This window comes from Streptomyces sp. NPDC052299 (genome assembly GCF_040679335.1).
Taxonomy (GTDB): Bacteria; Actinomycetota; Actinomycetes; order Streptomycetales; family Streptomycetaceae; genus Streptomyces.
Map to the genome: position 1 here is coordinate 126,510 of NZ_JBFAUP010000013.1, position 11,065 is coordinate 137,574.

Below are 11,065 nucleotides of genomic sequence, written 5' to 3' on the forward strand. Positions count from 1 at the left end.
GCGTCAGTCCTTCGATCCGCGGGAGTTTCGGCCGCCGCGCTTCCTGCCGCGCGCGGACGGGACGGTCCGGCCGACGATCACCGAGCGCCGGGAGCGCGCCTCCGGTTCGGGGCCGGACCGGCGGCCGATGGCCTGCCGGACCCCGTAACCGAACGCGGCGACCTTGACCAGCGGGCCGCCGAAGGTGGAGGCGACCGTGGTGGAGAGCGCGGAGGCGTTGGAGGTGACTTCCTGCACGTCCGTCGCGATGGCGTCGACCTTGTCGAGCTGGGTCTGCGCGGAGCGCACGGTCGCGGAGGCGTCCGCGAGCAGCGGGACGGCCTGCTCGGTCACGTCCGCCACGAGTTTGGTGGTCGCCCTGAGCGTCTGGGCGAGCCTCACCAGCACGACGGCGAGGAACGAAACCAGGATCGCCCAGAAGACGGCCACCAGGATCCCGGCCACCTCACCACCGGACACAGTGCACCGCGCTCTCTGGCTTGTCGTCTGTCTCTGTCTTGTTCTCTTGCTCCGGTGAGGGCCTTCGTGGTGGCCCGTCACCTTCCCCCGAGCCTATCGCGCCGGGGCTCACGCCCCGCACCGCGTGAACCGGGCGTGCGGCGTGGACGAGCGGGACGAGATTGTACGGAGCGCTTTCAAGCCAGTACTCTGCGTGTCTCATGCGACGCCCTCAGAATCCGCACCCGGGCAATCTGCCCGCCGAGCTGAACGACTTCGTGGGCCGGGAGAGCGAGCTGGACGCGCTCGCCCGATCACTGGCGGAGTCCCGGCTCGTCACCGTGACCGGGGTGGGCGGGGTCGGCAAGACCCGCCTGGTCACCAGAGCCGCGACCCTGTTGGAGAAACGGTACTGCGACGGGGTGTGGCTGGTGGAGCTGTCGGCCGTCCACGACGCCGGACTGCTGGAACACGCCGTGGCCGAGGCGCTGGGCCTCACCGACCACACCGCCCGGCCGCCCCGCGCCGCGATCGTGGAGCACTGCGCCGACCGCGCCCTGCTCCTGGTGATCGACGGCTTCGAGCACCTGGTGGACGACTGCGCCGCGCTGGTACGGGAGCTGCTGCGCCGCGCCCCGCGGCTGCGGGTCCTCGCGGCGGGCCGGCTGCCGCTGGAGCTGGCGGGCGAGGCCGTCCACCCGCTCGCGACCATGACCGACGAGGACGCGCTCCGGCTGTTCACCGAGCGGGCCGCCGGGGTCCGCCCGGACTTCCGGCTGGCCGACCACGACCGCGACCACGCCCGGGAGCTGTGCCGTCGGCTCGACGGCATCCCGCTGGCCCTGGAGCTTGCGGCGGGCCGGCTGCGGGCCCTGTCGACCGAGCAGGTGCTGCAACGGCTGGACGACCGCTTCCGGCTGCTGACCGGGGGCGGCCGGGGCGCGCTGGAGCGGCACCAGACCCTGCGGACGGCCATCGGCTGGAGCCATGAGCTGTGCGCGCCGCCGCAGCGGCTGCTGTGGGCCCGGCTCTCGGTCTTCGCCGGGCAGTTCGACCTGGAGGCCGTCGAGTACATCTGCAGCGGGCCCGACCTCCCCGCCGACTCGGTGCTCGACGTGCTGTCCGGGCTGCTGGCCCAGTCCGTGGTGCTGCGTGAGGACTCCCCCGCCGGGACCCGCTACCGGATGCTGGACACCGTGCGCGAGTACGGCGCCGAGTGGCTGGCCGCCACCGGGGACACCGACCGGCTGCGGCGGCGGCACCGCGACTGGTTCCTGGGGCTCGCGACCTGGTGCGAGCTGGACTGGTTCAGCCCCCGGCAGGCGGAGGTGGCGGCCCGGGCCGAGAGCGAGCTGCCGAACCTGCGGCGGGCCATGGAGTGCTCGCTGGAGAGCCCGCAGGAGGCGCATCTGGCGCAGTACCTGGCGGGCACGCTGTGGTTTCTGTGGGTCGGCTGCGGACGCCTCTCGGAGGGCCGGCACTGGCTGGAGCACGTACTGGAGGAGGACACTCCGTACGACTCCTCCCGGCTGAAGGCCCTGTGGGTGCTGGGGTACGTGGCCGTCCTCCAGGGGGACCCGGTGGGGGCGATCTCCGCGCTGACGGAGTGCCGGGAGGAGGCCGAGGCGGCGGGTGACCCCACCGCCGCCGCGTACGCCGTGCACCGCACCGGATGTCTGGCCCTGGTCACCGACGACATGGAGCGCGCCCGGGGTCTTCTGGACGACGCGCTCGCCCGCTACCGGGAGCTGGGCGAGCTGAACAGCAACGTCCTGATGGCCCAGGTCGAACTGGCCATGGCCACCGGCTTCCTGGGGGACGCGGAGCGGGCCGTCGCGATCTGCGAGGAGGTCCGGGACATCTGCGAGGACCACGGCGAGCGGTGGGCCCTGAGCTACGCGCTGTACGTGCTGGCCTACGCCGCCCTGGAGCGGGCCGAGCCGGAGCGGGCCCGGGGGCTGCTCCTCGAATCGCTGGCGATCAGCCACGGCTTCCATGACCTGCTCGGCACGGTCCTGGTCCTCGAACTGCTGGCCCTGGTCACGGTCACCGAGGGGGACGCGGCCGAGGCGGCGCTGCTCCAGGGCGCCGCCGACCGGATCTGGCCCTCGGTGGGACTGCCGCTGTTCGGCTCGGCGTACTACGGGGCGCCGCGGGCCCGCTGCGAGGAGCTGGCGCTGCGGGAGCTGGGCGGCGCGCGGTACGCGGCGGCGCTCGGCGCGGGCGGTGAGCTGGCGCCGGAGGCGGCGGTCGCCCGGGCGCTGCGGACGAGGGAGAACGCGAAAGCCCGCCACCTCCCCGAGGACCGGGGAGGGGCGGGCCGGAGCGCCGGTGAAGAGCGGCTACGCCTGGATCAGCGGGCGTAGTACTCGACGACGAGCTGCTCGTCGCAGATCACGGGAATTTCCTTGCGGTTCGGGTCCCGGTCAAGGCGGAAGGCCAGGGCCTTCAGGTTCACCTGCAGGTAGCGCGGGGTCTCGCCGTCGGTGTCGTAGCCACCCTCGCGGGCCACCTGGAAGGGCACCTTGGAACGGCTGCGCTCGCGGACCTGGACGACGTCGTCCGGGCGGACGCGGAACGACGGCTTGTCGACCTTGCCACCGTTGACCTCGATGTGGCCGTGGACGACCATCTGGCGGGCCTGGTAGATGGTCCGGGCGATGCCCGAACGCAGGACCAGCGCGTCGAGACGGCGCTCGAGCTCGACGACCAGCGCCTCGCCCGTCTTGCCCTCGGCCTTCTTGGCGCGGTCGTAGGCACGCGCCATCTGGCGCTCGCTGATGTCGTACTGCGCGCGCAGACGCTGCTTCTCGAGCAGACGGACCTTGTAGTCCGAGTTCTGCTTGCGGCCGCGGCCGTGCTCGCCCGGCGGGTAGGGGCGGGCCTCGAAGTACTTGACCGCCTTCGGCGTCAGCGCGATGCCGAGCGCACGGCTCTTCTTGACCTTGGGACGCGACTGATTAGGCACGTTCTCCAGACCTCCGTTGTAGGTTAGGTTAGGCTCACCTTACTCAAGGAGATCGCATGTCTCGCCCTGGGAACACCACACACGTCACGGACAGCACAGACAGCATCGACGCGACTGAAGGCGTCGAGATGACGGAGGACCGATCAGATCGTGGTCAGCCGCGTCCCAGCGGGCTTGAAATCACACGGATGCCGTCAGCAGCCGAGCGCACACGAACTCTCGTACAGAGTACCTGCTCCGCGGTACTGCTCGTTCCCGGGCTCGAATCCGCGGGCTCGGACCAGCTCATGCCGCTGTCCAGGGGCGTGGGCCCGGACGGCGACCTGTTCCTGGAATTCCCCGCGGACTCCCCGGCCGTACGGGCCGCGACGCGCGCCCAGGACGACGAGCTGCCCGCCGTGCTGGAGATCACGGACGTCGCTCCGGTCTCCGTACCCCACCGCATCCGGGGCCGGGCCCGGGTCAGCGGCCGGCTGACCGCCGTCCCCGGGATGGCGGGCCCCGGCCGGGCGATGCTCCGCCTGGAGACGCACGAGGCGCACATCGACGACCTGTGGGGTGTGACGGACGTCGAGGCCGAGAGCTTCCGCGACGCCGCCCCCGACCCCCTCGCCACGCACGAGACGGAGCTGCTCCAGCATCTGTACGCGGCACACCGCGAGGAGCTGGCGACGCTGTGCGGACTGCTCGGCGAGCGGGCGGTGTGCACCTGCGCCCGGCACCGGCCGGACGTGGTGCCCCTGGCGCTGGACCGGCTCGGACTGCGGGTGCGCTTCCGCGAGCGGGGCGGCAGCTGCTTCGACGCGCGCTTCGATTTCCCCCGGCCGGTACGGGACGTGGAGGAGCTCAGCCACGCCATGCACACGCTCTTCGCGGCCGCCGCGCGCTGAGGAGCCCGCGCCGGGGACTCAGGCCGTGGCGCCCGCCCCGTCCTCGCCGTCCGTCCGGCCCAGCCGCTCCCTGACCCGGTCCACCACGTCCGCGTACCGCGCCTCGGCGCCATAGCGGGTGGGGCGGTAGTACTGCTTGTCGCTCACCGCGTCCGGCGCGTACTGCTGGGCGGCGATGCCGCCGGGGACGTCGTGCGGGTAGACGTAGCCCTGGGCGTGGCCCAGCTTGGCCGCGCCCTTGTAGTGGCCGTCGCGCAGATGGGCCGGGACCGGGCCGGCCAGCCCCTTGCGGATGTCCTCGCGGGCGGCGGAGATGGCCAGCGTCGCCGCGTTGGACTTGGGGGCGAGGGCCAGGGCGATGGTGGCGTGGCTGAGGGTGAGCGCCGCCTCGGGGAAGCCGATCAGGGCCACCGCCTGGGCGGCCGCGACGGCGGTGGGCAGCGCCGTGGGATCGGCGAGGCCGATGTCCTCGCTGGCCGAGATCATCAGGCGCCGGGCGATGAACCTCGGGTCCTCCCCCGCCTCGATCATGCGGGCCAGGTAGTGCAGGGCGGCGTCGACGTCGGAGCCCCGGATCGACTTGATCAGGGCGCTGGCCACGTCGTAGTGCTGGTCGCCGTCCCGGTCGTACTTCACGGCCGCCCGGTCGACGGTCTCCTCCAGGGTGAGGAGCGTGATCTCCTCCTCCTGCTTGGACAGGGCCGCCCCGGCGGCGGCCTCCAGGGCGGTCAGCGCGCGGCGGGCGTCGCCCCCGGCGATGCGCAGCAGGTGCTCCTCGGCGTCCTCCGGGAGACGCACCGCGCCGCCGAGACCGCGTTCGTCGCCGAGGGCGCGGCGCAGCAGGCCGCGCAGGTCGTCGTCGGTCAGGGGCTCCAGTGTCAGCAGCAGCGAGCGCGAGAGGAGCGGCGAGATGACGGAGAAGTACGGGTTCTCCGTGGTCGCGGCGATCAGGGTGACCCAGCGGTTCTCCACGGCGGGGAGCAGGGAGTCCTGCTGGGCCTTGGAGAAGCGGTGGATCTCGTCCAGGAAGAGGACGGTCTCCTTGCCGTAGCCCCCGGTGGCGCGGCGGGCGCCCTCGATCACGGAGCGGACTTCCTTGACACCCGCGGTGATCGCGGAGAGCTCCACGAATCGCTTGTTCGTCGCCTTGCTCACCACGTACGCGAGGGTGGTCTTGCCGATCCCGGGCGGGCCCCAGAGGATGACCGACGAGGGGCCGGCCGGTCCGCCGCCGCTCTCCCCGACCAGCCGGCGCAGGGGCGAGCCCGGCTTGAGCAGATGCTGCTGGCCGACGACCTCGTCCAGCGTACGGGGACGCATCCGGACGGCCAGCGGGCTGCTGGACGGATCCTTCTCCTGGCGGTCTTCGGCAGCGGCGGTAAAGAGGTCGGGCTCCACGTCCTGAAGCCTATGCCACCGCACTGACAACGCCGCCGGGCCGGTGCTCCGGCCCGGCGGTACGGCGGTGGTCAGCTGGTCCAGAAGTCCCACCAGCGGGTCAGGATCAGCATGCCGATGATGCCGATCCACAGCACCGGGGGCACCCAGTGGAACTCGGTGAGGCCGTTGCGCAGCCAGGAGGGCGCGGGGATGATCCCGTGCCGGATGTTGTGCGTGGTGACGTAGCAGAACATGAAGATGGTGGCGACCCAGGCCAGGCAGCACCACAGGCACAGCGAGTTGATGTTGTACAGCGACTGGTACTGGAGCCAGGTGCAGAAGCCGACGCCGAACAGCGTGCCCGCGTTCATGCCGAGCCAGTACCAGGGGCGGAAGCGGGCTCCGGCGAGCAGGGCCAGGCCGATGGCGATGATCACCGGGTAGGTGACCATGCCGAGCCAGGGGTTGGGGAAGCCGAAGGCGGACGCCTGTTCGCTCTTCATGATGTTGCCGCAGGCGACCACGGGATTGAGGCTGCACCCGGGGACGAAGGAGGGGTCCTCCATCATCTTGAGCTTGTCGAGCGTGATGACCCATGCGGCGAGCGTTCCGGCGGCACCCGTGATCATGAGCAGGATGGCCAGTGCGCGGCTGCCGCCGATGGTCCGCTTCCCGCCCCTCTCGTCCTGGTCGGAGGAGGGATGGTCAACCGCTGCAGTCGTCATATCGCCGTTTCCGTCACTGAGTAGCCTGCTGGGGCAGGGTCATTGTGCCGCACGGCGCGGCCGCTCTTCCGTTCGATGCACATAAAGACGCACCCGGCCCGGTGGGCCCGTCCGGAAGCGGATCCCGGGCCCCGCAGCCGCGACGAGGGCCGTCCAGCCCCGCACGCCCTTCCCTCGGGCGTCACATCCCGCACGGACGGAATCACCGTGCGGGATGAATCCGCGCCCGCTCCGTTGACGTGAGGGTCGGCGAGGGGCGGGCGCACCGCCCGCCCCTCCGCGTCTCAGACGAGGCGCGCGCGGACCGTCTCGACCACGTCGGAGACGGGGACCGGCGTCTGCTCGCCGGACTCCATGTCCTTGAGCTGGACGTGCCCCTCGGCCAGGTCGCGCTCGCCGGCCACGATCGTGAACCGGGCGCCCGAGCGGTTGGCGCTCTTCATCGCGCCCTTCAGCCCCCGGCCGCCGAACGCGAAGTCCGCGGCCACGCCCTCCCGGCGCAGCTGGGTGACGACGCCGAAGAGCACCCGCCGTGCCTCCTCGCCGAGCGGGACCGCGAAGACGCTGGTGGTGGAGGGCAGGTCCAGCTCGATGCCCTCGGCCTCCAGGGCGAGGACCGTGCGGTCCACGCCGAGCGCCCAGCCGACCGACGGGAGCGCCGGGCCGCCGATCATCTCGGAGAGCCCGTCGTAGCGGCCGCCGCCGCCCACCGCGGACTGCGAGCCCAGACCGTCGTGGACGAACTCGAAGGTGGTGCGGGTGTAGTAGTCGAGGCCGCGGACCAGCTTCTCGTCGTCCTCGTAGATCACACCGGCCTCGTTGAGCAGGTCGCGGACCTGCTCGTGGTAGGCCTTGCACGCGTCGCAGAGGAAGTCGCGCAGCACCGGGGCGCCGGTCAGCTGCTTCTGGACCTCCGGGCGCTTGTCGTCCAGGACGCGCAGCGGGTTGATCTCGATGCGGCGGCGGGTCTCCTCGTCCAGGTCCAGCTCGCGCAGGAAGCCCTGGAGCGCGTCCCGGTAGACCGGGCGGCACTCCTTGTCGCCCAGCGAGTTCAGCAGGATCCGGAACTCGCGCAGGCCCAGCGCGCGGTACGCCTGGTCGGCGAGGATGATCAGCTCGGCGTCGAGCGCCGGGTCCTCGGCGCCGATGGCCTCCGCGCCGACCTGCGAGAAGTGGCGGTAACGGCCCTTCTGCGGGCGCTCGTAGCGGTAGTACGAGCCGGAGTACCAGAGCTTGACCGGCAGGTTGCCCAGCTTGTGGAGGTTGGCCTCCAGGGCCGCCCGGAGCACCGACGCGGTGCCCTCGGGGCGCAGGGCGAGCTGGGAGCCGCCCTTGGTGGTGAGGGTGTACATCTCCTTGGTCACGATGTCGGTGGACTCGCCGACGCCGCGCGAGAAGAGGGCCACGTCCTCGAAGCCGGGGGTCTCGATGTAGCCGTAGCCGGAGTTCTTCAGCGGGGCGGCGATCGCCTCGCGCACCGCCAGGAACTTCGCGGAGTCCGGCGGGGTCAGGTCGTACGTGCCCTTGGGGGCCTTGAAGGTGCTCACAGTCGCTCTCGTCACATTCCTCGTCGGGGCGCGTCCGCACCGGTCATTCCGGTCAGAAACGGGTTGGTGGCGCGCTCGCGGCCGATGGTCGTCTGGGGACCGTGGCCGGACAGCACCACGGTCGAGTCGTCGAGCGGCAGGCACACACGGGCCAGCGACTCGAGGAGCTCGGCGTGGTCGCCGCCGGGCAGGTCGGTGCGTCCGACGGAGCCGGCGAAGAGCAGGTCGCCCGAGAAGAGGACCGGGGGGATCTCCGGGCTCTCGGGCATCCTGAACGTCACCGACCCCTTGGTATGGCCGGGCGCGTGCGAGACGCCGAACTCCATGCCCGCGAGGCTCAGCCGGGCGCCGTCGGTCAGCTCCTGGACGTCGTCCGGCTCCCCCACCGTCAGCTCGCCCATGAGCGGCATCCCGATGGAGCGGCCGAGCGCCTTCTCCGGGTCGCTCATCATGTAGCGGTCCTCGGGGTGGATCCAGGCGGGGACGTCGTGCGCGCCGCACACCGGGACGACCGAGGCGACGTGGTCGATGTGGCCGTGCGTGAGGACGACGGCGACGGGCTTGAGCCGATGCTTCCTCAGCGTCTCCTCGACTCCGGCGGCGGCCTGGTGGCCCGGGTCGATGATCACGCACTCCTCACCCGCGGCGGGGGCGACCAGGTAACAGTTGGTCCCCCAGGCCCCGGCGGGGAACCCGGCAATCAGCACGTTCGTCCTCAATCGGTAGTCCTGCGCGGAAGAGCGACCGTGAGGTCACAGCAGTTCAGAGCCTACCGGCGCTCCTCATTCCACAGCTAACCCATATACGGTACGGGGCGACCCAGGCCCGAACACACGACGTACAAGGAGAACACCCGGTGGTCACCAGCGATCAGCGGCGGCGGCAGCTCGCCCGGGAGAAGTACGAGCGGCAGCAGCGGCGCCGGGAGGAGGCCCGGCGGCGTACGAGGCGGCTGACGCTCGCCATCACTTCGGCGGTCGCCGTGGTGGCGGTCATCGCGGGCGCGACGTACCTCGCCACCAGCGGGGACGACGACAAGGACAAGACGGACGCGGCGGCGAGCCAGAGCCCGTCGGCCGAGGCGTCGCCCTCCCCGACGGAGGAGGCGAAGCCGGAGCCGGCGATGAAGATCGACAAGAAGGCCAAGTACACGATGTCGCTCAAGACGAGCCAGGGCGACATCGCGTTCACCATGGACGCGTCGAAGACCCCGCACACGACGAACTCCTTCAAGTCGCTGGCCGACAAGAAGTTCTTCGACGGCACCAAGTGCCACCGGCTGACCACGGAGAACATCTACGTCCTCCAGTGCGGCGACCCCAAGGGCGACGGAACCGGCGGTCCGGGCTACACCATCCCCGACGAGAACCTGACCGCGCTGGGCAAGGCCGGCGCCGACGGCTCCGTGACGTACCCGGCCGGCACGGTGGCGATGGCCAACACCGGCCAGCAGCACACCGGCGGCAGCCAGTTCTTCCTGGTCTACAAGGACAGCAAGCTGCCGCCCACGTACACGCCGTTCGGCACGATGGACGCGAAGTCGCTGAAGGCCGTCGAGGCCGTCGGCAAGGCCGGAGTGGACGGCGGCGGACCCGACGGTGCGCCGAAGAAGGCCGTGAACATCTCGAAGCTGACCGTCGACAAGGTGTGATGCGGGGGCGGGCGGGCCGGGCGGCGAATAAATCCAGCCGTGCTGAGTGCGGACAGCCGGGCGGCCCGTCGCCTAGATTGGCGTCGTGCAGGGCGGGCGGTGCCCGCCCCAGGAAACTGTGGACGATGCCAGGGGGGTGATCCCCTCGCGGGCATCAGGTGGAGGAGGCGCTGTGAGCAGCGACCCGTGGGGCCGTGTCGATGAGACGGGCACCGTGTACGTGCGTACAGCCGACGGCGAGCAGGTCGTCGGATCGTGGCAGGCCGGTTCGCCTGCGGAGGCCCTGGCCTACTTCGAGCGCAAGTACGAGGGCATTGTGGTCGAGATCGGCCTCCTCGAACGGCGGGTGAAGACCACCGATCTGTCCGCGAAGGACGCGACGACCGCCATCGAGCACCTGCGCACGCAGGTCGACGAGCACCACGCGGTCGGCGACCTGGACGCGCTGCGCAAGCGGCTGGACGCGCTCGTCGCGACGGTCGAGTCGCGCCGCGAGGAGCGCAAGGCCCAGAAGGCGAAGCAGGCCGACGAGGCGAAGCACGCCAAGGAGGCCCTGGTCGCCGAGGCCGAGGAGCTGGCGCAGAGCGAGCAGTGGCGCTCCGCGGGCGAGCGGCTGCGCGCCCTCGTGGACACGTGGAAGGGCCTGCCCAGGCTCGACCGCAAGTCCGACGACGAGTTGTGGCACCGCTTCTCGCACGCCCGCTCGGCGTTCTCCAAGCGCCGCAAGGCCCACTTCGCCTCGCTGGACGCCCAGCGCGAGGAGGCCCGCAAGGTCAAGGAGAAGCTGGTCACGGAGGCCGAGGCGCTCTCCGGGTCCACGGACTGGGGGGCCACCGCCGCCCGCTACCGCGACCTGATGACCCAGTGGAAGGCGGCGGGCCGCGCCCAGCGCGAGGCCGAGGACGAGCTGTGGAACCGTTTCCGCGGTGCCCAGGACGTCTTCTTCGCCGCCCGTGGCGAGGTCTTCGCGGAGCGCGACGCGGAGCAGGGCGAGAACCTCAAGCTGAAGGAGGAGCTCGCCGACGAGGCCGAGAAGCTGGTGCCGGTGACGGACCTGAAGGCGGCCAGGGCCGCGTTCCGGGGCATCAACGAGCGCTGGGAGGCCATCGGCCACGTACCGCGTGACGCCCGTCCGAGGGTCGAGGGGCGGATGCAGGCGGTGGAGCGGGCGCTCCAGGAGGCCGAGGAGGCCGAGTGGCGCCGGACGAACCCGGAGGCGCGGGCCCGCGCCGCGGGTCTGACCGGTCAGCTCCAGGCGGCCGTGGACAAGCTGCGCGGCCAGATCGACGCGGCCCGTGCCTCGGGCAACAACGCCCGCGCGGACAAGCTGGCCCGTGAGCTGGAGGGCCGGCAGGCCCTGCTCGACCAGGCGCTCAAGGGCCTGGAGGAGTTCGGCGGCTGACAAGCACACGAGAGGGGCCCTTCCGCGTTCGCGCGGAAGGGCCCCTCTCGTCGTATGTACGCCT

General features: G+C 71.6%; 10 protein-coding genes. 4 read left to right on the top strand and 6 right to left on the bottom strand.

Going from position 1 to position 11,065, the window contains the following annotated elements:
- Positions 1-3: 3 nt before the first annotated feature.
- Positions 4-444, bottom strand: coding sequence for a DUF948 domain-containing protein (locus tag AB0L33_RS22625; RefSeq protein ID WP_365684130.1), 441 nt, complete (start codon positions 442-444; stop codon positions 4-6).
- Positions 445-659: 215 nt separating this feature from the next.
- Here AB0L33_RS22625 and AB0L33_RS22630 point away from each other — a divergent pair, with 215 nt between their 5' ends.
- On the top strand, positions 660-2,804 hold the full coding sequence (locus AB0L33_RS22630) for an AAA family ATPase (protein WP_365684132.1): 2,145 nt from the start codon (positions 660-662) through the stop codon (positions 2,802-2,804).
- On the opposite strand, the gene rpsD is transcribed toward AB0L33_RS22630, so the two are convergent.
- Positions 2,792-3,406 (bottom strand): 30S ribosomal protein S4, encoded by a 615-nt coding sequence (gene rpsD, locus AB0L33_RS22635; protein WP_018524225.1) that lies wholly within the window; start codon positions 3,404-3,406, stop codon positions 2,792-2,794. The genes AB0L33_RS22630 and rpsD overlap by 13 nt on opposite strands.
- A gap of 188 nt (positions 3,407-3,594) precedes the next feature.
- Here rpsD and AB0L33_RS22640 point away from each other — a divergent pair, with 188 nt between their 5' ends.
- Positions 3,595-4,296: a DUF2470 domain-containing protein gene (locus AB0L33_RS22640; protein WP_365684134.1), complete on the top strand. Its 702-nt coding sequence runs from the start codon at positions 3,595-3,597 to the stop codon at positions 4,294-4,296.
- An 18-nt stretch (positions 4,297-4,314) separates the two neighbouring features.
- Here AB0L33_RS22640 and AB0L33_RS22645 read toward each other — a convergent pair whose 3' ends face one another.
- The 4 genes from AB0L33_RS22645 to AB0L33_RS22660 all read right to left on the bottom strand — a co-directional run bounded on the left by AB0L33_RS22645 (position 4,315) and on the right by AB0L33_RS22660 (position 8,655).
- On the bottom strand, positions 4,315-5,694 hold the full coding sequence (locus AB0L33_RS22645) for a replication-associated recombination protein A (protein WP_365684136.1): 1,380 nt from the start codon (positions 5,692-5,694) through the stop codon (positions 4,315-4,317).
- 71 nt (positions 5,695-5,765) lie between these two features.
- On the bottom strand, positions 5,766-6,401 hold the full coding sequence (locus tag AB0L33_RS22650) for a vitamin K epoxide reductase family protein (protein WP_365684138.1): 636 nt from the start codon (positions 6,399-6,401) through the stop codon (positions 5,766-5,768).
- Positions 6,402-6,685: 284 nt separating this feature from the next.
- The gene (gene hisS / locus AB0L33_RS22655) at positions 6,686-7,948 is read right to left on the bottom strand and encodes a histidine--tRNA ligase (protein WP_365684140.1); all 1,263 of its coding nucleotides are present in this window, start codon (positions 7,946-7,948) and stop codon (positions 6,686-6,688) included.
- A gap of 11 nt (positions 7,949-7,959) precedes the next feature.
- The gene (locus tag AB0L33_RS22660) at positions 7,960-8,655 is read right to left on the bottom strand and encodes an MBL fold metallo-hydrolase (protein WP_365684142.1); all 696 of its coding nucleotides are present in this window, start codon (positions 8,653-8,655) and stop codon (positions 7,960-7,962) included.
- Positions 8,656-8,804: 149 nt separating this feature from the next.
- Between AB0L33_RS22660 and AB0L33_RS22665 the strand changes: the two genes are divergently transcribed.
- Both AB0L33_RS22665 and AB0L33_RS22670 read left to right on the top strand, forming a co-directional pair.
- Positions 8,805-9,599, top strand: a complete 795-nt coding sequence (locus AB0L33_RS22665) for a peptidylprolyl isomerase (protein WP_365684144.1) — start codon at positions 8,805-8,807, stop codon at positions 9,597-9,599.
- Positions 9,600-9,771: 172 nt separating this feature from the next.
- Positions 9,772-11,001 (top strand): DUF349 domain-containing protein, encoded by a 1,230-nt coding sequence (locus AB0L33_RS22670; RefSeq protein ID WP_365684146.1) that lies wholly within the window; start codon positions 9,772-9,774, stop codon positions 10,999-11,001.
- Positions 11,002-11,065: the final 64 nt, after the last annotated feature.